This is a genomic window from Klebsiella sp. M041 (genome assembly GCF_059759695.1).
Map to the genome: position 1 here is coordinate 161,323 of NZ_JCAXWU010000004.1, position 22,592 is coordinate 183,914.

General features: G+C 39.1%; 21 protein-coding genes, 1 tRNA gene and 4 pseudogenes. 7 read left to right on the forward strand and 19 right to left on the reverse strand.

The annotated features are described in order from the left end of the window. Positions 1–355: 355 nt before the first annotated feature. Complete coding sequence (locus tag AC6CWS_RS06370) at positions 356–1,417, forward strand: hypothetical protein (protein WP_375023956.1); 1,062 nt, start codon at positions 356–358, stop codon at positions 1,415–1,417. A gap of 112 nt (positions 1,418–1,529) precedes the next feature. On the opposite strand, the gene AC6CWS_RS06375 is transcribed toward AC6CWS_RS06370, so the two are convergent. Further along, positions 1,530–1,805: a hypothetical protein gene (locus AC6CWS_RS06375; protein ID WP_149362457.1), complete on the reverse strand. Its 276-nt coding sequence runs from the start codon at positions 1,803–1,805 to the stop codon at positions 1,530–1,532. A 10-nt stretch (positions 1,806–1,815) separates the two neighbouring features. After that, positions 1,816–2,367 (reverse strand): membrane lipoprotein lipid attachment site-containing protein, encoded by a 552-nt coding sequence (locus tag AC6CWS_RS06380; protein ID WP_149362458.1) that lies wholly within the window; start codon positions 2,365–2,367, stop codon positions 1,816–1,818. Between the two features lie 631 nt (positions 2,368–2,998). Between AC6CWS_RS06380 and AC6CWS_RS06385 the strand changes: the two are divergent. Further along, positions 2,999–3,375 (forward strand): annotated as a pseudogene (locus AC6CWS_RS06385) (SEN1984 family lipoprotein). A gap of 100 nt (positions 3,376–3,475) precedes the next feature. Here AC6CWS_RS06385 and AC6CWS_RS06390 read toward each other — a convergent pair. Beyond that, a complete protein-coding gene (locus AC6CWS_RS06390; RefSeq protein ID WP_498256394.1) occupies positions 3,476–5,041 on the reverse strand; it encodes an SIR2 family protein in 1,566 nt (521 codons plus the stop codon). Between the two features lie 303 nt (positions 5,042–5,344). Beyond that, positions 5,345–6,157: a hypothetical protein gene (locus tag AC6CWS_RS06395; RefSeq protein WP_498256395.1), complete on the reverse strand. Its 813-nt coding sequence runs from the start codon at positions 6,155–6,157 to the stop codon at positions 5,345–5,347. A gap of 1,169 nt (positions 6,158–7,326) precedes the next feature. Here AC6CWS_RS06395 and AC6CWS_RS06400 point away from each other — a divergent pair. Together AC6CWS_RS06400 and AC6CWS_RS06405 are read left to right on the forward strand one after the other, a co-directional pair. Further along, positions 7,327–7,954 (forward strand): annotated as a pseudogene (locus AC6CWS_RS06400) (hypothetical protein); the annotation flags it as partial. 30 nt (positions 7,955–7,984) lie between these two features. Continuing rightward, on the forward strand, positions 7,985–8,749 hold the full coding sequence (locus AC6CWS_RS06405; protein ID WP_498256396.1) for a hypothetical protein: 765 nt from the start codon (positions 7,985–7,987) through the stop codon (positions 8,747–8,749). Positions 8,750–8,863: 114 nt separating this feature from the next. Here the strand turns inward: AC6CWS_RS06405 and AC6CWS_RS06410 are convergent, their stop codons facing one another. Next, positions 8,864–10,132: a hypothetical protein gene (locus AC6CWS_RS06410; RefSeq protein WP_023302102.1), complete on the reverse strand. Its 1,269-nt coding sequence runs from the start codon at positions 10,130–10,132 to the stop codon at positions 8,864–8,866. A gap of 189 nt (positions 10,133–10,321) precedes the next feature. On the opposite strand from AC6CWS_RS06410, the gene AC6CWS_RS06415 reads away from it, so the two are divergent. Both AC6CWS_RS06415 and AC6CWS_RS06420 read left to right on the forward strand, forming a co-directional pair. After that, a complete protein-coding gene (locus tag AC6CWS_RS06415; protein WP_055316576.1) occupies positions 10,322–10,801 on the forward strand; it encodes a DUF4756 family protein in 480 nt (159 codons plus the stop codon). A gap of 99 nt (positions 10,802–10,900) precedes the next feature. Beyond that, positions 10,901–11,565: pseudogene (locus AC6CWS_RS06420) on the forward strand (transposase); the annotation flags it as partial. Here AC6CWS_RS06420 and AC6CWS_RS06425 read toward each other — a convergent pair. From AC6CWS_RS06425 to AC6CWS_RS06490, 14 genes and pseudogenes are all read right to left on the reverse strand, one after another. After that, positions 11,549–11,728 (reverse strand): annotated as a pseudogene (locus AC6CWS_RS06425) (IS630 family transposase); the annotation flags it as partial. The pseudogenes AC6CWS_RS06420 and AC6CWS_RS06425 overlap by 17 nt on opposite strands. A gap of 146 nt (positions 11,729–11,874) precedes the next feature. Continuing rightward, on the reverse strand, positions 11,875–12,984 hold the full coding sequence (locus AC6CWS_RS06430; protein WP_023302103.1) for an SAVED domain-containing protein: 1,110 nt from the start codon (positions 12,982–12,984) through the stop codon (positions 11,875–11,877). A gap of 13 nt (positions 12,985–12,997) precedes the next feature. Beyond that, on the reverse strand, positions 12,998–13,501 hold the full coding sequence (locus tag AC6CWS_RS06435) for a Mov34/MPN/PAD-1 family protein (RefSeq protein ID WP_023302104.1): 504 nt from the start codon (positions 13,499–13,501) through the stop codon (positions 12,998–13,000). After that, the gene (locus AC6CWS_RS06440; protein ID WP_023302105.1) at positions 13,489–15,123 is read right to left on the reverse strand and encodes a ThiF family adenylyltransferase; all 1,635 of its coding nucleotides are present in this window, start codon (positions 15,121–15,123) and stop codon (positions 13,489–13,491) included. Before AC6CWS_RS06440 ends, AC6CWS_RS06435 begins: the two co-directional genes overlap by 13 nt. Then, a complete protein-coding gene (locus tag AC6CWS_RS06445; RefSeq protein ID WP_197718008.1) occupies positions 15,123–16,226 on the reverse strand; it encodes a nucleotidyltransferase domain-containing protein in 1,104 nt (367 codons plus the stop codon). Before AC6CWS_RS06445 ends, AC6CWS_RS06440 begins: the two co-directional genes overlap by 1 nt. 204 nt (positions 16,227–16,430) lie before the next feature. Further along, on the reverse strand, positions 16,431–16,691 hold the full coding sequence (locus AC6CWS_RS06450) for an H-NS family histone-like protein (protein WP_023302107.1): 261 nt from the start codon (positions 16,689–16,691) through the stop codon (positions 16,431–16,433). Positions 16,692–16,753: 62 nt separating this feature from the next. Further along, complete coding sequence (locus AC6CWS_RS06455; RefSeq protein WP_023302108.1) at positions 16,754–17,119, reverse strand: hypothetical protein; 366 nt, start codon at positions 17,117–17,119, stop codon at positions 16,754–16,756. Between the two features lie 55 nt (positions 17,120–17,174). Further along, positions 17,175–17,411, reverse strand: a complete 237-nt coding sequence (locus tag AC6CWS_RS06460) for a hypothetical protein (RefSeq protein ID WP_023302109.1) — start codon at positions 17,409–17,411, stop codon at positions 17,175–17,177. 52 nt (positions 17,412–17,463) lie between these two features. Continuing rightward, positions 17,464–17,760 (reverse strand): hypothetical protein, encoded by a 297-nt coding sequence (locus AC6CWS_RS06465; protein WP_023302110.1) that lies wholly within the window; start codon positions 17,758–17,760, stop codon positions 17,464–17,466. Between the two features lie 85 nt (positions 17,761–17,845). Then, positions 17,846–18,163 carry a hypothetical protein gene (locus AC6CWS_RS06470; RefSeq protein WP_023302111.1) on the reverse strand — a complete coding sequence of 106 codons (318 nt, stop codon included), beginning with the start codon at positions 18,161–18,163 and terminating at the stop codon, positions 17,846–17,848. Positions 18,164–18,182: 19 nt separating this feature from the next. Then, a complete protein-coding gene (locus AC6CWS_RS06475; protein WP_023302112.1) occupies positions 18,183–18,395 on the reverse strand; it encodes a helix-turn-helix transcriptional regulator in 213 nt (70 codons plus the stop codon). Positions 18,396–18,564: 169 nt separating this feature from the next. Continuing rightward, positions 18,565–19,410 carry a DUF6387 family protein gene (locus AC6CWS_RS06480; protein WP_023302113.1) on the reverse strand — a complete coding sequence of 282 codons (846 nt, stop codon included), beginning with the start codon at positions 19,408–19,410 and terminating at the stop codon, positions 18,565–18,567. 340 nt (positions 19,411–19,750) lie between these two features. Continuing rightward, positions 19,751–19,838: transfer RNA gene (locus tag AC6CWS_RS06485), tRNA-Ser, on the reverse strand. 119 nt (positions 19,839–19,957) lie between these two features. Next, positions 19,958–21,610 carry an ABC transporter substrate-binding protein gene (locus tag AC6CWS_RS06490; RefSeq protein ID WP_065881803.1) on the reverse strand — a complete coding sequence of 551 codons (1,653 nt, stop codon included), beginning with the start codon at positions 21,608–21,610 and terminating at the stop codon, positions 19,958–19,960. A gap of 268 nt (positions 21,611–21,878) precedes the next feature. Between AC6CWS_RS06490 and yccA the strand changes: the two genes are divergently transcribed. Further along, on the forward strand, positions 21,879–22,538 hold the full coding sequence (gene yccA, locus AC6CWS_RS06495; RefSeq protein ID WP_002898458.1) for an FtsH protease modulator YccA: 660 nt from the start codon (positions 21,879–21,881) through the stop codon (positions 22,536–22,538). Positions 22,539–22,592 lie beyond the last annotated feature (54 nt).

Genomic DNA, 22,592 nt, shown 5'->3' on the forward strand with positions numbered 1-22,592 from the left:
ACGCTCATAACACTAAATTGTCTCGCCTAATACCGCTACACTTTAACCAGCTCATGTTTGCTGCCGGGAAGGAGCTTGCGGCCTCCATAAAGTGATGATAAATACTTAGTAACTGCCACATTCAATGACACTGATGACTTAGCGTTATCATACTAAGAAGCGCCTACCATAATCACACAACGTGGTTCCCCTATAGCGAGTAAACACTCAACCAGAGAACAAAACTAGCAGCATCCAAAACCCGTAAACAAACCCAGCCAGACACAGAAGGATGCCTATATTTAAGATTATCAGCTAGTATATCCTGATGAATGGTGGTAGATTTTATATTATTTTTAAAGGAAGTTAATTTGCAATGCAAAATGACATCGATAATATATTCAGAAAAATATACCGCACTTTTAAAAGAAGGAATAAAAAGTGTGATAATATCGAAATTCTGAACTCCATACTGAATGAACAATTAGGTTGTGGTGAGTTTTCTGTTCAGCCAGCCACTATTACAAACTGTATGACTATCCTTCATGGCTTTTGTGTTTACTATAAAGAATACAAGGCGTTTATCCCACAACTTGAAGTATATAGATCAAAGAATACACTTATAAAAGCTATGGGTGAAACATTAAATAAAGCTGAGATAATCCTTCCCAATTATGTATCACTCGGTATTATTTCACACCACTGTGGTCAAATAAATAAAGCGCCAAGTCGAGATATGAAAATACTGGCAGGTGAACGTTCTCTCACATCAATGTTCCCTCCTGAAGTGCTTTCCCTTTTAGTTATAGAACACTACACAAAATTTCCCGTTCTCGAAAAGTGTTTAGTACAGATAAGAGAAACAACAGAGACATATTGTCTCGGATTATACCGTTCAGCAATAACCACTCTCCTGCCTTGTATTGAAAACATTATTCGATCGTTAGGCATTAGGCTTGGACTAGATGAACCTGAAAATGTGGGAACTAAATTTTTACTTAGTATTTATGATGCATGGCTAAAGTTCTACATTAATGACTATGTCTACCGTGATTATGACTGGAAACCTATTTGCATTAGCTCCAAAGAATTCTTCTCCGAATTTGAAGAAAGATACCAGATTGCATTAAATGGTAGAAATTTTATAGAAAAACATCTTTATCAAAATACACAGAATGATACAGGGATAAGTAATTTAAATCGACACAGTATACTTCATGGCTTCATGACGGAATACTATACAAAAGGAAACTACCTTAGATTGATAAATCTCCTTAATAATCTTTGTTTTATGTTAACGATTTCAGGGGATCCTGTTTCATTGTTTCTTCCTTGCGATACTGTTCGGTCTGAAGCGTTTTTACTTAACCTTGCAATCTTTGAACGCGCAGGTATGAATCGTGCTATTTTTCTTGATAAGCAAAATATTGCACGTTGATAAATACAACTATCATTATGAATGCTAGAATTATAATAATTAGCTCTGCAAGATAGCATATTTTAAACCACATCATTGTGAAAGATGTGGTTTAAATAATTATGATTTAATATTACATTCTTCGCCTGAAAACAACATTATCAGAAAAAATAGCTTTACCAACTACAAACCCAACGACCGCAATTATTGGTAGGCTGATGGTAGCACCCGCGATGCCTGTAGACATTCCGATAAGAATAGACAGGCCAAAGGTAAGCAATATAACCACGAAAGCATACCACTGCGGATAAGCCCCATATAAAACTGTCGCCATGCAGCCGGTGCAGACATGCACACCACACAGGCTCTCTTTCAGGCAAAACGGACACTGGATTGTATTGTTTTCCATGATAGACACCTTAGAGCGCTTTCCAGCCATAGCTGGTTTTAACAATGTTAATCATGCCTTCTTCAGGTTCATCCATACCCTTGACGCTGGAGAACACTTTTTTGTCCACCCATGAAGGAACATCCGCCAACTTCCATGTATATGACACGCGGACAACTTTCTGATTACCGTTTCCCGGTTCGGTCCATTCCTTTACCTTAGTAACTTCCCGATGACCAACACAGGCACCTTTCTCACGGTCCCAAAACTCAACCTCTTGGCCCTTGTCCGTGACTTCCAGAACATCAACACTGCTAAAGCCATTTGCCTGTTGTGAAACAGTGAGCAGCCCTTGTTCAACAAGTCCTCTAAGGATTTCATCACTGGCACTGTATCCAGCAGAACGGTAGCCACGGTTAACCTTAATCGGAAAACCTTTGTTGAATACAATGTCGTTGTCCTGCAGGGAGTAGCACAGCTTCGATTGTGATATTTTCGCGTTGATCGCTTTCTCAAAATCGCCTTTTTCACCGCATCCCGTCAAAGCAAGAGCTGTGCAAGTAACGAGTAAAATCTTCTTCATCTTCCTATCCATCCTGATAATCAAAAATGCTGTTATGTAGAGGTAGTCTGCAGCGCATCTGTAGTCGTTAAGGCTTGTTCTTACTGGCATAACGCAACAAAACCACCTGATTAACCAATTGATAGGATTCAATTATTTTTGTGGGCCGTCATATCGTTTGTAACGATCAAAATAAAACTAACGATAGATGCAGGCTATCATATTTTTATATTCGATCGGATATACCAATTAAAACACCGATCGATAAATCATCTTCAATCGTTATTATCTATCAATAACTTATTATCGATCTGTAATATTGATCATTTTCTTACTAGAGGAATCGTTAATGAGTAGAGTAAACCAGAGGAGCACCAGACAGTTTACGAGCTGATTCAAGTGGATAGAGCGTTGGACCATGAGGTAAGCGGTTAATGTCGATTTATGGCCTTTAAATAGCTTTGATTAATGCAACATCAGGGAAAACAACCATGAAGGATGCCGTTATCTGATTAGATAAAAACTCACAGGCTTTTGATAAGCGGCTTTCTTCTTCAGCCATTAACACAAATTTAAGTAGCCAGAGGTATCTCACATCTGGTCCCGGCGTCTTTACGCCTATTTTTTCGTTTACTGTTTATATGGAGTTAACATGAAAAAACTGTTTATCGCTGCTCTAGTGAGCCTGCCTCTTACCGCTTGCACAACCTACGGCAACAAATCTCTGAAAGACGAATCCCAACAAACCGTAAAAGCCAAAATCGTTAAAGGGAAAACTACTCAGCAAGATGTTATTAATGCATTCGGGGAACCGCAGACACGAGCTACTAATGATGGTCAGGAAATGTGGTCCTACTCCAGCATGTCAGGCGAGAGTCAGATCTCGAACTACATCCCCGGTCTGGCCCTGCTTAAAAACAGCAACACGGCTCACATGAACTCCCTTGAGATCTGGTTCAGGGGAATGTTGTTGAGCGATATAATTTCAGTCAGACAGCGAGTAAGGTCTCGCGTGGGTTGCTGGATTGATTAATTTACATAGTAGAAAGCATCTTATAAATTAACAAATAAAAATAACATACCAAAGGAAGTCGAACAAACATGACTTCCTTCGGTATTTTTATAGAAATTACCAACCATGTAATAGCTTATCATATAAGCAAGCTAACTTTTTAAAATAACTAGCATAAGTTGATTTATCAGGATTCAGTTTCTCTTCATTATTAATTAAAAACTCTTTAACTAATTTCAGATCTAACTTATTCATCAGAAAAGGCAGATGGATTGCTGCTACTTCTGGTGTGGTATGCTCGATAATATATCTAGTATCTTTATCCTTAAATTTTCTTACAAACGTCCTAAAATATCCTTTACATTGATAACTTGTATCATTTCTTAAAACCCATTTATCCAAATTATATTTAGATGCTCTATATTGTGCTTCATCAACAATGCCTATTTCTTTTAGGTATTTAAAAACGATTATATTCGGAGAGAATCGACCCGCATTAGGAATAACATTCTGTAAAATGCTATTTGCATCATATGAATTATCCTCATGTAAAAGGTCGTGAAAAAGATTTATATTGTTTATTTGTGTATAACCTAGCTTGCCAATCTCTTCTTCTTTTTTTCGAGCCTCAGCAACACCAACGCCGACAACAAACTCTACATCATCATGTTTTTCAACCTCATCGATGTCAACTACATAAATTTTTGATTCTGTTGAGTTCGACTTAACTACCTCATATAACTGCTCTTTGCAATATCGAAGAATACGGGCTGGGATTTTTCTTTTATTTGTCTCAATAGCTTCATAAACAGGATTTAAATCATCAGTTCTAACTAATGTTATTGGTATCTGTGTTCTTTCGATCGTTGTAAAAGTTTCAGATATTGAATAGTCGGTGAGTCCTTCCTCTCTATCAATGAATATTAAGTTATTGCGTAACTGTGAAATATTATCCTTTCCAATACATATTGAAATCGCACCAAGTAAATCAGTAATGTTTTTATCAGAAAGTGAATAGCCTATAAAAACAACAGGGTGCTCCACAAATATCGTTATCAGCTTTGCTGCTAGGTAAGGATTTTTGTTATTAAATTCATTGTAGTCATGATCAGTTAAGATAAGACTTTTAGGCTTATGTGCACTACCGTGTATTTTATATATTTCTGCTATTGATTGCGGATTGGAAAACAATAACTCATTCTGACCAGTATAAACTTTATAGTCTGGGAAAAGCTGCTCAAGAAAACAGTCCCAGTTGGTTGTTATTATTCCATCAACATTGAGCCTTGAAAGTATTTCAATTTCGTCCTGATGCTCGCTATCCTTGATCGGGACTTCTAATGAAGAAGCGAGATAATCACAGATTTCAAAACGTAACGCGGATGTATTATCGGTAACCTTCTTACTATATCTTTCACGACTCCCAGCATATTTTGCGTCACTCCACCATGTAGTATTAAAGTCTTCAGCAATGAGTCTAGCTGCTGTAGGATAAGTAGAATCCCCTGCTGCGAGATAATACTCAAATGGTTTTCCTGAAACACAATAATTATCCAACAGCCCTTTCCAATCTTTGATTCCTAAATACCGCCGAGAGAAACCAGAACCAACAAATAGGAATGGGCCAGAATTTCTTGTTTTGAAGATTCTGATTAAAGCTTTTTTTAAATCATTTGCGTCCATATCTGCACCTTAAGAAGATGAAAACTTTTAACCAACCATAACCACTTGATATAAAATAATTTTCTGAAAATTACTGCTAGACGTAGTCTCTGCCGAACTTTGATACGAGGATGTTAAGCCTAATAGGCTGATTTACATATATAATCATATAACTCTGCACATCACAACAGAGATCTTAAGTCTATCATTGGCCTGAGCTAATATCTCATAGAGATCGCCCTTCAGCTCATGTTCGGACTCACCGTTACCAAGCATTGCCACATAGACATTGTTCAGATTCCGCATGTGCGCAAGGTTTATAGGTTAACGAACTCGGTCACTGAACGTCATTTTTGTTAAAAAGTCCTCTCCATGAATATTGTCCCACTCTAACGTTTCTTCTGGATATAGAAGCATTTCTCCCTTGGTAGCAATAGCTCCATCCGCACTTACATCCATCATTTTCGCTTGGGATCTTTTAGCCTGTAATCTTGCGATTAACAGATCAATATCCTCTTGGTCATTAACATCTTCTATCACTGACGCAATTGACCTGCTTTTTACTTCAGCATTGTTATCCATATCGCGAGTACTAACAGTATTTTCTGTTTGCCCCACCATTACTTCTTTCTTTTTTATAATCTCTGAAACAAATCGAGCACGATCACCATTGAACACAATAGCAGGATTTATAAAATACCAGTTTTTTTCATTCGTTTTAGCAATAATACGTTTCTCAATAAGTTCTTTTATACCTCTGTAAAAGATAGATTCAGACAAGACGAAGTGATCTATCTTTTCTGCAAGCGACATCGCTTTTTTACAACTCAGGTAAAAGTGATCTTTTCCTATAGCATCCTGATAGATACGGAGAAATATGAAAAACACCTTGTACGCTGTTTTCGTTAAATCAAAATATGCTTTTATCTGGGAAGTGTAGAGCTTAATGAACTCTTCTTTATCGACTTCTTGTGTATGTACTATATTAGCAAAATAAGATTTGCTGGTATCCTTCCTTTCAATAAGTTCTGTTCCTCTTGAAACAGTCAGGTTTTTCTTTCTTGTTTCAATCTTTATCTCTGTCCCAAAGCAAAAAGGATTTAAGCCTAAATCTAAATCAACTTCTATTTCATTCATCACGACATTACCTCTTATTGTTTTATTTATAATTAAATACCATGCACAAAATAGATATCAAGTTTTTTGCATATTTTTTTGCGGAAATATTTTAGAAATCGCAAGTATTCCAGTGACAATAATTTAAAGCACTGTCATTTTTAGTCTATAAAATGACATAGAAACTGACTACAGAGTCAGGAAAGCTCACTGTACAGTCAGGAATACTGACCACAGAGTCAGGAACACTGACCGTACAGTCAGTCCCGTTTTTTTGTTCAATCCCTTATTCAGCAAGGGCTACAAGCCGATTTTGTCTTAATTTAATTTTGCAAGAAGTAAGAGATAAGACTTAAGAGGATAAACAGAAACCGGGCGATTTTTATGATCGCCACATGGGGTTTCAACCTTAAAATGGTTAACCATTTTCGGGTTGCATTTTTTATTGCAAAGCTTTCCTTTTTATTCCATTAAAATCCTTTTTTTGAAAATCACCACCATCTATGAGCTGACGCTCATGTGCTAAAGCACGGCTACGCCCTGACGCTGACATTAATATATTTTTACTTTCATTAGGTAGTTTCCATACTGGCTAGGAAAGTAAAAAAGGATCGTATTTAGATCGTTTCCTCATCCTGCTTTAAAAAAAGATCCCATAACCGTGTAAAGTGTTAACTCTGTAAAACGGGCTATTTACTCTTCACTGAATGGAAAATATGCACATAAGCAGCACTTCGTGATTGTTCAAGACAATCACATTGCTGGAACAGGGTTCATCCCTGTTAATGATGGATTTATCCATAAATAATTGCGGCGATAGCCGCTATGTAGTAAAAGAAAACAATAACATATCCCTAAAAACCAGCAGCGCTTAGTGATTGTCTTATACAATCACTTGCTGTCTATCATTAAAAGTAAAGATATGACAGATGATAAAACGGAACCATTTGACTGGCACACTCCAAGCTTAAGCCATTAAAATCATTATATTATAATATTTTTACAGTGAAATTTTTCTGTACTGAAACCAAACATCTTTCTTTTAAAACTCTGTTATATTTAAAAACCACCGGAATCAGTGAACGTAATTTCGCAAAAGTGTATTTTATTTCATTTTTTCACATTTATTTTTGACAATGACTTGTTCTGCATTATATAAATATAAACAATAATAACAAAAGGAAAGACACATGAGCATTGATTACAATAAAATAATGGCATTAAGCAGTGAAGGAGTGGAAGATTACATATACAGAAATAATTTTACTGATAAGCAAAAGCTAGAGATATACGGATTCCACAATAGAAACCGAAAAGATAAAGCAACAGCAAATGTAAACAAAGAACATAGCTCTGATATACAACAGAGAATAGTCTATGTTCACGCTTTTTTAGATAATCTGGAAACGCTCGGGAAGAACATGTCGGGTGCAGAATATACAATAATGATCCGTTTATGTAAGCTCATGCAGAATGGAAATCTGATCGCCAGTGTCTCACAATCTGCTCTTGCAGAAGAGCTTGCCATGAGTAAATCTAACGTAAGTAAATGCTGGCAGAAACTTATTAATAAAAATATTCTGGTGCAAGAAGGAAAACATACAATGATAAATGCGAATCTCTTTCTATAGGGCCAGTACAGAACATTAAATCCTATAAAGAGCCGGGACTATAAATAATCATTGAGAAGAGCCAGTAGAGGCATAGAGAACGTTTTTTCCACAGTTTACGCCTAATGTCGATATTGACTTAAACTCAGTATCAGAAAACAACATTATCGATGATTATACTGAGGAAATTGATAATAAAGAAAATATACAACAGTCATTAACATTAAATGAGGTTTTTATGAAAAAAAGCAAAATAATAGTACGTGGGAATAGTTATTGTGATGGTATCATAATTTTATTCCAAATGGATGGAGAGAAATATTATTATGAACCTATCTCTTCATATTATGCAAAAAACTCTATTTACAAGGTTTCATGCTCAGATATTGAAGATGAGTATAAACCCTATTTAGATAAACTAAATAGCGATATAAATCTAGAAAGAAATGGTGGCAGCATTCTACATGCAGCTAATGTTTTAGAATTCAAAAATGAACCATCATACTCTCTGTGTAAAAAAATATTAAAAAAATCAGGGGCAAATATACAGTATTTAAAAAACCCTACACAGGAGTTGTGTAAAATAGCGATTCAACATGATGGTTACAACCTTAAATATGTCATCCCATTTATTAAGCAAGAAAGTTTAAATGATTTTTATAAAATCGCTGTGAATAGCAATGGAATGGCTCTTGGTCAGATACCTAACCCATCGTATGAATTACAGTTAATGGCTGTAAAGAACTGTGGCGGTGCCTTAAAATACATCACCAAACCCACAAGGGAGATAGCTTTAGAGGCAGCGAGAAATTACGCCGATATTTTTTCATTCGAAAACAGAAAGAAACTTAAAAAATATTTAGATGATGATTTTATACGTGAAGCTGAAGATATTGAACTTGTTCCACTTATGATGTTTAGACAATCCATCCAATTCTTAAGAGAGTTAAAGATTCACATGGTGATATTCATGGAATATTTTAAAGCTAAACTATTATCATAAAAGGCTCGTCATGAGCCTTTTTAAGCTCTCGTAAACAACCATGTTAGAGGTAAACTCTGAGGCGAACAATGAAAATTATACACAGTCTAGGTGATTTGTTTTTTATCATTATTGTTAATTAAACTTTATTCTATTTTTACTTCTCACATCCTGAGAAACAGGTTCAGATAAAGACTGTTTTACATTTTTTAATTTGTCTTTAAAGCTTATAACCTTTTCATGCGTCTGAGTATAAAGTTTATTAAACACTTCAACACCCAAAAACTCTCTAGCTGCATCTAATGTCCTCCTCATATGATTTTCTCTTTTAACAGCAAAATCAACTTGAGAAGCCATCTCTTTAGTTAGCGTCTGAACTCTATTTATATAAGTATCTTTTGCTACTGGATCATTTATATCAGCAGGAAGCATTCCAACAGAAAAATGAGGTGCATCTTTAAATGCTTCAGATCTGGAAACGACTACATCCCTTTCTTTAACATCACCTTCATTTTTTATTTTTTCATTAAAGCCTTCTTTGTTAAACCATACACCTAAAGAACTAGATACTCTCTCAGCATGTTTAACTCTCATTACAGCCCTATTATCAAACATAGCTGTATGAACTTCTTCTGAAAGATTTCTATTGCCTTGCCTGAGTATTTCATCCTGAACTCTTTTCAATGCAGCATTATCAATGCCAGTATCAATATTGAATATTTTTTCATCAGCTTGTCTTTTAACTTGGTAAAATTGTTCGTTAACACTTATTATATCATCTAGGTTATCGACTTCTGCCTGTTCTTTCACTATCGCTACAGGTTCTGGTGTTGGTGCTATGTCTAAAGACTCCCCAGCATATAGCTTATTGAAAACTTCAACACCTAAAAGCTGTTTAGCGGCCTCAATGGTATTGCTCATATGGCTTTCTCTACTAACCGCAAAACTAACCTGATATTCCATATCTTTGGTTAATTGTTCTACCCTTTTTATATAAGCATCCTTTACATCTGGCTGATCTATATTATGTTGATACATACCAACAGAAAAGTAAGGTGCGTCTTTGAATGCTTCGGATTTAGAGGCCACTACATCTCTTTCTTTAACACTCCCTTCTGCTGCTATTTTTTCATTAAAAGCATCCTTATTAAACCACTCTCCTAAAGAACTTGAAACTCGCTCTGCATGTTTTACTCTCATTACAGCTCTATTCTCAAACATAGCTGTATGCAGCTCTTCCGCAAGTTCTCTATTTCCCTGTTTTAAAATTTCTTGTTGAATCCTTCTTAATGACTCATTATCTATTCCGGTATCTGCATTAAATATTTTGTTGCTCGCTTCTGCTTTAGCCTTATAGAATCTTTCATTTACTTTTGATATCTCTTCCCAAGTACTCTCTTTCATATTATCACCTATATATTTTGTTAATATATTTATTATATTTTATATTAACAACTAGTAAATATATGGCATTGATATATTTCATTATTTGATAAAAAACTTACGACTTATCAAGAAATAAACCCACTAATTTGACACTTGCTCTATATTTAATAAAATATATTTATTAATATTATTATAACGAGGCAGTATATGAGAAAAGTACAATTAGACAATAGCGATTTGTTGGCATATTTTAATACAATCGAAGAACTCAAAAATCATCCATCAATGGATGAATATAGAACAGGATACCGTAAGCTACGTGATGACAATGCATTTGCATATGAAATAAAAAAATATAGGTCTGCACATGCCACACTGCGCAGACTGGATAAGAAAAGACAATCTCTTTTGGATAGCTTTATTGGTGAGCTTAATCCTATAAGTTACTCAGCAGCTAACACCGCTGCTAAATCATCAGGAAATTTTGATTTAATTAATGAACGAATACTTTATAGAAAAGCCATTGAAGAAAAAAGTGATGCCGAAATCATTGCTCTGGTGATAAAACAACGCACAGAGGCCGCACTTGCGTTCCAGCGCTCTGTTGAGATGAGTCTTGAACAACTTTCTTCTATCGCATCAGATTTTGAGTCCTCAAATAAAAGTAGAAGAAAAATGTCTTTTTAAATGCATCATTTCAGGATTAATCTGGCATTGACCTGCTCCCCGTTGATTAATACACCGCGATGTTAGTAATGTCTTCATAAGCCACATGAGGACATCCCCATGAAGAAGCGTTTTTCCGACGAACAGATCATCAGTATCCTCCGTGAGGCTGAAGCCGGGGTTTCTGCCCGTGAGCTCTGCCGCAAGCACGCCATTTCCGACGCCACCTTTTACACGTGGCGCAAGAAGTATGGCGGTATGGAAGTGCCCGAGGTTAAGCGCCTGAAGTTGCTTGAAGAAGAGAATGCCAGACTCAAGAAACTGCTTGCCGAAGCCATGCTTGATAAGGAGGCACTTCAGGTGGCTCTGGGGCGAAAGTACTGACGACAGACCAGAAGCGGGAAGCCGTTGAGTTTATGTGTAATGCGACCGGTCTGTCGCAACGTCGTGCCTGCAGGCTTACAGGTTTGTCCCTGTCGACCTGCCGCTACGAGGCTCAGCGTCCGGCGGCTGATGTGCATTTATCAGGGCGTATCACAGAACTGGCACTCGAACGAAGGCGTTTTGGTTACCGGCGCATCTGGCAGTTATTACGTCGGGAGGGCCTTCACGTCAACCACAAGCGGGTATACCGCATTTACCACCTTAACGGCCTGAGTGTAAAGCGCAGACGACGTCGTAAAGGTCTGGCGACTGAGCGGCTTCCGCTTCTTCGCCCGGATGCGCCGAACCTGACATGGTCGATGGATTTTGTCATGGATGCACTTGCCAGCGGCCATCGGATGAACGGGCACAGCAGAGCGTTCTGGCGACATTGCTGACCCGCTCACCCCGATGAAGCATCAGCATAGCGGTGAGCCTGCGGGCATGATTTTTATCACGCGTTTTATGGATAGCTTTCTGCATCAGGCGTCTTTCGCCACGGGGAATAGGTGCTATGATCGGCATCGCTCAGTCCGGTTGGTGATTTGGGATAGTCAGCGATTGATCAGATCGCACAATCCGGGCTGAGTTCCCTTTAAGTGATCTACTATTCCGCGCAGCTATTTAGCACTTAAACGAAGTTAACTAGCCATAATAATTTCATATAAATTCTAAATGTCTCTTTTACAATGAATCACCTCAGGAACTTGGATTCCTGCCACAGGCATTAAAATTCCCCATGGATAGGTTACATCACTATTTCTTTCATATTGATAGACAACCAATTCCGGGAGATTTCTCTTATCATAAAGCCGTCCGAATCTAAAGCATAGACTATTAGGTGCAGCCAAAAAAAGGTGAATTCTTTTAACACCCAACCCCGACAGGTCAGCAACGGCATGCAAGAATTGCTTACCTAACTCGACCTGCTTAATCTCCGACCATAAATTATCAGTATTTATTGCAGGTAAAAACATAGTTACTAACTTCATAGATGGGAATTGTTTTTGTATTAGTGAAGAATTAATTAAATATGAACTAGAAATAACCAAAAGCACTTCATTATCGGTTGCCTGCACATCTTTGACACCTTGAATGGTATATCTTTCTTCATCATCTTCTTTATCAAGAGTTTTCCACTCACTAGAATGCCTATCCCAGTCCATAATAGTAATTTTGCACTCATCATCTAAGATGATACCATTTAATACATTCAAAGGTACAGGGGTTAAACCTCCAAAATAAACCTCAATATATTCCCTTGAATACTGTGACGTGTGGCTTTCCAGTTGTTCTTGAAGAGTCAATATCTTACGTATAGCCACATCAGGTTTTACAATGAATCCGTCTTCAACCTTTTGCCTTAAATCTAAAATGATTTCTATCGGACGAACCTTGTTTTTTTGGGGAATATATTTTGATAATGGCTCACCAGCACCATCTCGCAACCCTCTTGATTCTATACTAATGAGTTTTTTCTTATCAGCAAGTCTATTTTCACGAAAATAAACATTAATATATATCAAAGCGCTTGTTAAAATCAAGCCAATCGCGACTACGAATGTAATATAGGTAATCAAGGCGGGAGTAAATCCTGATGAATCATAATCAAAGATAAAATCTCCATCTTCTAATGGAACTTTAACTTTTAAAGCCCACCCACCAATCAGAGAAAAAGAAAGGCAAAGTAATCCAGCCTTAAGAAGGATAGCAGGAACAGTTTTGACTCTGAAAAACCAGTCAATTAAAGAGGTGATAAAATGATTTATATGTTTATTCATTGCCATTCCAAAATTATAGTTTATCCAATGAAATTGTCCCTACAGGGATTAATTGACAGGGTTTAATCCCATACCATATTTTTAATTCTTGAGTGCCGATAATTATATAAATCAAACCAGAATTTAAAGTTGCATTTTTAATTACATTATTATAATCAGCCATATCAATGTCTGACGGAGTTGGCGTAAGTTCAGGATGAGTATGCCATAATCCCAAATGTGTCCCTTTTCCATTAGTTAAACTTATCCAGCTTTCAGCATCTTCTTGATGTCGAGAACTTCTATAAAAGCTAGTCCGCGAAGAACAATCTCCTGAACCCGGAAATGTTGCATTTTCAACAAGTAATCCATTTGTATCTGAATCAATATATCCTAACAAAACTCCGCCGGATTCATGTGCGTATCTACCTTTTTGGACAAAATTCAACAAATGCGTGATAACCTTTTTTGATAAACATCCTGTGGCAATACCTTCAATATTCCAAATTAGCTGTCCACTTTCAATTATCCGCAACATGGGCACCCTTTCTTAGCTATTTGTTCAGAATGGAGAAAAGAGGGAGTGTTTTCATTAAAGATATTAAAATATGCAGGGGTAAGAATTATTCCTTCACTCATAGCAATATCATTATTGCCCGCCCAACGTAAATAACCATATTTTTTGGAAACAGCATACTCATATGCTAGCATTGCAGTTTTACTTGCATTGAGCGCAGAAAAAGGCGTAAATGCTCCACAACCAGTAAGTTGCTTGCTTATTTTTTGTCCCGGCTCAATGAATCCTCCCTGTAGGTTAGGCATAAGAGTATTAGTTTCATTATCGATGTAAAGACAATATAAGCACCCTTTTATATTAGTGTGCATTATTATAATTTGCCCACCAACTCCATATGCTTCAACACTAACTGAAACTAATACTGAATTCCATTTTTCTTTGAAAGCACGAAGTATAATCCCCTTCTCTAAACTTGAATTTCCAGTCGCTAAAAAAATAATGTCATAGTCATTATTGTCTTGAGAAAAATACTTCTGAGCACGAACTCTGAAAGGATGTATGTTTACACCCGGAATTCGACTCTTGAAATGGATACTTAGTTCGTCAACTTTATATTTACCAACGGAATTCAATCCAAGTAAATGTCGCCCCATATTATCCGCAGAAAACTTGTCATCATCAACAAGATATATATCACTAGCACCAGAAAGCAATGCCATTTCTGCAATTCTTGAACCAACAGCTCCAACACCGACAACCGCAATACGCTGTCGACTAGCGGGTATTCCTGTCCTTTGGGTTACATATTCCCAACTTGCAAATTGAATTCGATACAATCTACCCAACCACCGTTTATTATTATATTTACCCTGCCCCCAATGAATTAAAAATTCGCAATACCCGTAACTATTTTTAACCCGAAAAATTATACCTCTGCAACGTTTCCCCTCAAGTAAAAAGAGTTGTTCTTGTGATAATTGGTCATAAATTTTCTTCCACCACGATTCATTAACCTGACCAGTAATTGGTGGTATTTTCTTATAACTTATTGTCATAACCACCAATTTCTCACAGGAATTCCGAGAAGGAACGTAACTCAGCGACGACCTAAAAACTCTTCTTACGACCCCTCTTTCCTTTCCTATTTTAGGATATTCAACTTCAGCATACGCTATATCTACATCCTTATTTCCATAGCTATCAATCTGTAATACCTCTGGAACCCCCATGCTTTTTAAATAACCATCTAATTCATCAAAGAACTCTCTCTTCCTTTTTGCTTTACCCATATTCCAATATTTTTTAAGTAGATTTGTCCCCTCGTCTAAGACCCATGTTATAACTCCAGCTATATCTTTTGGCTCGAATTCAATACCTTGTCCATCCTCAAAACATATGATTCCAGCAGAATTAATATGAGGCCATCCCCATACCTTATGAGGCCTGATCCATCTCAAAGATGGAAGTGTAGAAAGATCATTCGTAGTTGAAATAAGCTCAAAATCCCATAAATAGTTTTTAAAATCTAAAGAAAAAAACCATGATGTTACAAAGCCACTTTGTTTTGCAACCTTAATATGTTTACAACCATAGGATTCGAGGCTGAATGATACAGCCTCTTCAAAAGAACATTTACATACCATTAAGCTGAACGCCCTGCTGGAACAACACTGGATGAAGATGACTTCGTAGTTTCACTTTTATCCGGCACAGGAAAATCGTCACCAAATTGTGCTTTTAGCAATTTACATGCTTCATGAGTATCAGGTTGATCTCGAGCTTCAATCAATACAGCAGACAATTTCTCAAGTTTTGTCTTGAGATCCTTCATTTGATTATCGGACATACGTTCAAAAAGGTCTGTAGAAGGTTCTACTGGTAAATATATATGTAGACGATCATCTCCTCCCCAATTATTTAGCATAGAATTAACTAATGATAGAAGAGCCAGTAAATCTTGAGCTTTGCCACTCACAAAGTCAAAATTTGCAGAAAAAAACTCATAAGCTGCTACGGTCAATCCTATACTTGGTGTATTCTTGTGTCCTAACTTTTCATCTTTCCAACGCTTTAAATAACGTACTATCCTCCTGAACTGTTTTTTATGGGAGGAATCTGTATATTTATTTAAAATAACATCCGTCAACTCACGAGCAGAAGATATTTGCCATTCAATTTCTTCTGCAGATGATGTTTCTTTTCCTCTTGCAAGGAAGGTTTGCCCATCACTATCCCCATACTCGCAACTATATAATGCTAAATCAATATGATAAATCGGCTCACCATCTCGAAGATATTCAACGGTTACACAGGGTCTTTTGATTTTCACCGTTCTATTTTTGGTATTCAGGGCATCTCGCACAATTTTTTTTAATTTTAATGGATCTTGATAATCTTCATCATTAGGATCGCATTCAAAAATAATACCAATATCAATATCTGGATTACCATTTAGAGGGTTAATCCCTGTATGTAGCGCATAACTGCCTTGATGAAAGAACTTCATATTAGGGACATCTGAAGATAATTTATCTTTTAATTCCTGAATTAAAGTATCCCGACGGTCACGTAGTGGCTCATTATCATCGTATCCCATGAGTATTTTTGAATGAAAATTTTCAAATTGTGTTTGTGCCGTAGCCATAATTAAAATGTCCTTTTTTGTAAGTAAGTATAAATAATATATTGCTTGATAATTTTTCACCACAAAATAAAAGCCATAACATTCAATCACTTGGCTAAACATGCTTCTTTTTCATGGTAGAGAACTTAACGTTCAAAAAATAATTTCACAATGTAACTATTTACTTGCTATTGCAATTAGCCTCCTAAAGTGGAAAAGGAGGGAGATCCCCTCAGTGTCAGGATAGCCGTCACCCCTTCCGAAAATGAAACCAGAGGGCGGCGGAGTGACAAATGAAACGTAATAGCGACTATATTCTTGAAGTCCCTAATATGGTTCACTTTTTTTTAAACTGAGGTCTTCTGGGTAAATATGATTATTCTCCATTTTTTCAAGCAACATTTGCAATCTTTTCATCTTGAGTTTATGCGCCTTCTTCTCACCCATCTCCCGATAGTATTCTTCCCGGCGCTCAGCAACAACCTTACGGAACTTCTTCAAAAGTTGTTCCAGTGTTTTAATGTCGGTAGTAGCCGCTTCAGCTTGGATTTTTTTATACATATACATAATATGGAATTCATCAATCATATTGGTTATCTCCATTTCATTATAGGATTATTTCCCTCTGTACGAGGGAATATTGCCATGTTTCAATACTGATTCACAGTCATTTTTAACTTCCAGAAAATACGTTCATCCACATCATCCGGTTTGATGTTTTTCAGTACAAGCTCAATGATATGCTCTTTATGCCAGTATAAAATCGTTTCCTTTAACTCATCCATATTGATATCAGATACATCTTTACCTCTTCCACTTTTAACATAGTCTTCAACTTCACAGGCAATCAAAACATCATAAAGTATCTCTGATAACATTTCCCCTGTTAAAATATTCATGGCTGTTTCAGGCTGTTTTTCAGAGATACTATAGATCGTTTCGCAATATCCCTGTAATACATTTGTGATAATATTTATTTTCATTTTATTACTTTCATTTAAAATAATCTCTTTCATACTTGATTCCTTTTATTAAGTTAAATATTAGATACATATCGAGTAGGTATTAATACTATTTATTAGATACTATCTTGATGATTACCGAACCATATTCCAGATCCATCTCATCATACAGTGTCTCATTTACATAACGATTTAAATCATCTAACAAGGTCTTATCATTCATTATTTCTTCGACTGAACTACCTCTTAATGCGATAAATATATCCAAGCTCTCTTGGATAAGGTTCATCACTTTAGGTGTTTTTTCACATAACATACTTACGATTACTGACATATCATTCTTCATCTTTTTTTCCTTATTTTTTTATAGTTAGCCCCTTGCGGGGCAAGATTAGTTCTTACTTTCTAAAGTTTTCTGAATACCCTACCAGCAGCGCTGTTACTTGTTCAAAGTTGACCTGATTAATATCACCGCTGTTTCCTTCTTGCGTGGTAAATCTCTCAAAGTTATTCTGAATATGGTCAATCACATAAATAATAAATGGACTCATAAAATCCGGATCATCCAGATAGTCATTGGCATCTCCATCGCCATTGACTTCCATAAACATATTCCAGCTTGCGGAAAACGATCTACAAGCAAGATCATAAAAAAGTTCGGTTGATCTATTTTCAATAGTATTTTCTTTAGTCATGTTTATATCCTCATAATTAAATGCTTATTTTATTCATTTCGTTTGGTATTAGCCCCTTGCGGGGCCGAATAGATGACGCCAGCGATTATGTATGTAAAATATAGTGACTCATCATATGATGTATCTGCCTCAGGTTGACAAGCACTTCATCAAAATATACGTTTTTAAGCGATGCTTTATATTTATGTTTTTTCAAGAACTCATTAAAATCTTTCTTACCATTCTCTATTATTGATTTTAAAACACCTTCCATATAACTATCGTCTTCAAGGTTATGATAGAACCTTTCCCCCATATACTCATACATACATCGCAAATAGTAGTCATAGTCTTCGCCACTTTTCAGAACAAAGTATTTTGTATCATCATTACTAACATTTATTTCTATTCTTTTCACTTTCATTTTCACTTCCTCTTTTATGTTATTTATTATTTCTGCGTGAATCGGAAATGGTATTTTCAATCCATGCATCAATCTCACTTTCCACAAAGGCTACAGATCTTGCCCCTATGATTACCTTATCCGGGAATCGTCCTTCCTTGATAAGCTCATACATTGTGGTTCGACTAAATCCGACTCTTCTCAGAACTTCTGGAACACGGATTAATCTTTTACCTGCGATTTCATTTCTCATTTGTTTTTTCCTCTGTTGTTTCAACGAGGACAATAATAGCGAATTCGCTTATGGCGTTTTAGGGATGTTGGCAGAAGAGTTTTTCGAAAAAACTGGGGAAATGTGAACAGAAAAAAAATGGTTGAGGATGGATGTGATCACGTTCGCTCAGGGCGAACGTAACCCTTTTTTACTTGTCTTCTTTCGTCTTCTTCTCGTCTTTGACGTGATCTACAATCTTTGTGTCCTTTAAGACATTGTTTTCCATCATGTAATCTTCAAACGATTTCAGATAGTTCTCGTCTGTCAGCAACGCCATAGCCAGCGGATAGTCAGTCACCTTAAGCATTCCCTCATCCCTATCCTTCTCGCTGTTCTCATGCAGCAGCGATGACATCAGTGAAAGTGAGATTTTGGTATCATTATTATCTGCTCCCCAAAAAATGAGATCCATCATCGGGATGAGTCGATAATCAATGATTTTTCTCAGCGTGCTTTTGCCAAAACGATACTCGCGAACAGCCGGATCGTTCATTTTTAGCTGTTTCTTCCATTGGGGAATGAGCACCTTCAGGTGTTCGATGATGTCTTCGGTTGAAGCTTCTTGCAGGAAGATATCGACGGTAATTGAGGACAGACTTTTGATACCGGATTCCTTCAGATACTCCGACATGTATTCAGACTGACTTATCTGGGATGTCTCAGGATGGGTTCCAATCAGTGTCAAACTTTTCGCATATAATTGTGCGTTGCTCCGGGTTACGGGGACCACTGCATAGGTTCTGGCAAGCCCATCTCCCTGCGTGGATGTGTCGCCGCTAAACAAAATTTCGCCTCGGAGGATCTTATAGCGGTAATCATCCAATAAGGCTCTGCTCAGAGGCGGTAACGTATCCCGTTTCAGCAACATCTTGTAGGCCAATATACGCCGCTCAACCTCAACATAGAATTGCTGTAGGGTGAGTTCCTTTATCGCTTCATACCGTTCAACATCAAACCATTCTTCCAGTACTTTCCTGAGTTCGCTTCGTTTCATAACTCTGCTATCCGTTTTACCATTTTTAGTTGTTTTAACTGACAGAACAATAGGTTGTCCAGTATTCGCGTAGTGCAGTTGAGTAGGTCATGCAGGTAGCCGTCCAGATTGGTGATAAATCATCCAATGATTAAAAAAATGGATCGCAGGCTTCCTGCTATCGGATTACTGTTTTTAAGGGATTTTGTTGGGCTGGAAGGGCTTAAGACTGGATTAATTTTTGATGAAAAACACGGATTTTAGATACAAAAAAAGCCCGTTTTACACGGGCTTCTAATGCATTACTTTATGCATGACAGAATCAAAAAAAATCTGTAAGTTATTGATTTTGCCATAAAAATGGCGGAAGCGCAGAGATTCGAACTCTGGAACCCTTTCGGGTCGCCGGTTTTCAAGACCGGTGCCTTCAACCGCTCGGCCACACTTCCGGTGTGAGGCGCACTATAAACACCTCGGCGGATGCTGTAAAGCACCATTTTGTTCAACTGCCTTAAAAACAAACAAATCTGTGTTATTCGTCTGAATTTCAGGCAGTTCGCACAGAAAATCAGCGCCCATCGCCGCTCGTGGACGGCAGTTTCTTTATGTACATATCTTTGGTGTAGTAGTACCCCAGCTTGTCCGGCGTGAAGCCGCCCACCCAGGGCTTCACTAAATGGGTACGCACATAGTGATAGACCGGAATGGCGGGAACATCCTGCGCCAGCAGATCTTCCGCCTGCTGATAGTATTTGCCGCGGGTCGCCACGTTGGTGGCTTTCGCCGCGTTGTGCAGCGCCTCATCGTAAGCCGGGTTGCTGTACTGACTGGTGTTCTCGCTATCCCCGGTGCGGAAGGTATTGAGGAAGGAGGCAGCATCGTCGTAGTCGGCAATCCACGCGTAGCGGACGGCGTCAAAATTATGCGTATGCATCGTATCCAGCATCGTCTTCCACTCCTGGTTCTGCAGCTTCACCTCGACGCCGAGGTTTTTCTTCCACATAGAGCTGGCGGCGATGGCGATGCGCTGATGTGACTCGTAGGTGTTATATAGCAGGGTAAAGACCAAGGGGTGCCGCTCATCGTACCCCGCCTGCGCCAGCAGTTTTTTCGCCTCGGCAATCCGCTTCTCGCGCGGCCAGCTGGCATAGTCCGGGTTGTGTAGCGTCACGCCGCCAATATCCGGCTGACTGATCACCCAGGCCGGGCGCTGGCCCTGGCCGAGTACTTTTCCGGCAATGATATCTTTATCAAGCGCCATATTCAGCGCCCGACGCACGCGCGCGTCGTTAAACGGCGGCCGGGTGGTATTGAACTCGTAGTAATAGGTCGCCAGCTGTGGCGAAACGTCCAGCTGGTCGCCCATGGTTTTCTGCAACTGCGCAAACTGATTGATCGGCACCGTGTAAACAATATCGATCTCCCCCGCTTTGTAGCGATTAACATCGGCGGCCTCGGAAGAGACTGGCAGGTAAGTGACTTTATTGATAACCGTGTGCGCATTGTCCCAGTACTTCACATTACGTTCAGCCACCAGCCGTTCATTCACCACCCATTGGGTCAGCTTATAGGGCCCGCTGGTGACGATATGCTCTGGCCGGGTCCATTTATCGGCAAAACGCTCCACCAGCACTTTGTCGATCGGCACCAGCGCGGGGTGCGCCAGCATCGCCAGGAAGGCAGCATTCGGCTGAGTCAGGGTGACCTGCAGCGTGGTGTCGTTTAGGGCTTTCACCCCCAGCGTCTCGGGGCCCTTTTGCCCCAGGGCAATCTCTCGGGCGTTGGTGATATGCATATTGCCGGGGTAGCTTGCATAGGGGGAGGCGGTGGCCGGCGAGACCAGCCGTTGCCAGCTCCAGACGATATCCTGCGCCGTGATGGCCGTGCCGTCGGACCAGGTCAGACCGGGACGTAAATGGAAGGTCCACAGCTGGTTGTCCTTGTTTTCCCAGCGTTCCGCCAGCCGGGGCTCGACCGCCCCCGCAGGCGATACGCTGACCAGACCTTCGAAGAGATCGCTAATAATATTATTTTCAACGTCGCTCTCGACTTTGTGCGGATCGAGCGAGGCTGGTTCACTGCCGTTATTTCTGACCAGCTCCTGCTTTTCCGCCAGCTGGGTGCCCGGCGGCACCTGCGCCGCCTGCGCCCCGCCGATCATTGCTATCATACTGACTGCCAGCAGCGTTCGCGTGATGTGATTGTTTTGATGTAATGTCATTTCCCTTTGCCTTTAACGTACGGAGTTATTCCCCCTTCCACACTTAGTCGCAGAATTTCAATAAAGCAATATTTTTCAGTAACCTATAAGATTTCGATCGGCTCACCGAAGCGAAACGCGAAAACATATCGCTTTTTCCAATCCATGTAGAATTTTATGCTAGTCAAAAGCGGCAAAAGCTAAGTAAAGATGGGTAAAAGCATTAGGGCTTCACGCTTGTTTTTCTTATTCTTTATACCTAATTACATCTGTCATAAGAGAGTGACTCATGGATCGCATAATTACATCATCGCGTGACCGTTCCTCGCTGCTCAGCACGCACAAGGTTCTGCGTAACACCTACTTCCTGCTCAGCCTGACGCTGGCGTTTTCCGCCATCACCGCTACCGCCAGCACGGTGCTGATGCTTCCTTCCCCGGGGCTGATTTTGACCCTCGTGGGGATGTACGGTCTGATGTTCCTGACCTATAAAACGGCGAATAAGCCCACCGGGATTATTTCCGCCTTCGCCTTCACCGGGTTCCTCGGCTATATCCTTGGACCGATGCTGAACGCGTACCTTTCTGCCGGCATGGGCGATTTGATCGGCCTGGCGCTGGGCGGTACGGCGCTGGTCTTCTTCTGCTGCTCGGCCTACGTGCTGACGACGCGCAAAGATATGTCTTTTCTCGGCGGGATGCTGATGGCCGGCGTGGTCGTGGTGCTGATTGGTATGGTCGCTAACCTGTTCCTGCAGCTGCCGGCGCTGCACCTGGCGATTAGCGCGGTGTTCATCCTGATCTCTTCGGGCGCCATCCTGTTCGAGACCAGCAACATCATCCGCGGTGGTGAAACCAACTACATTCGCGCCACGGTCAGCCTGTATGTCTCGCTGTACAACATCTTTGTCAGCCTGCTGAGCATCCTGGGCTTCGCCAGCCGGGACTAACCGTTCCCCTGCTAACAAAGGCCTCGCTTATGCGGGGCCTTTTTTTTTGCTACA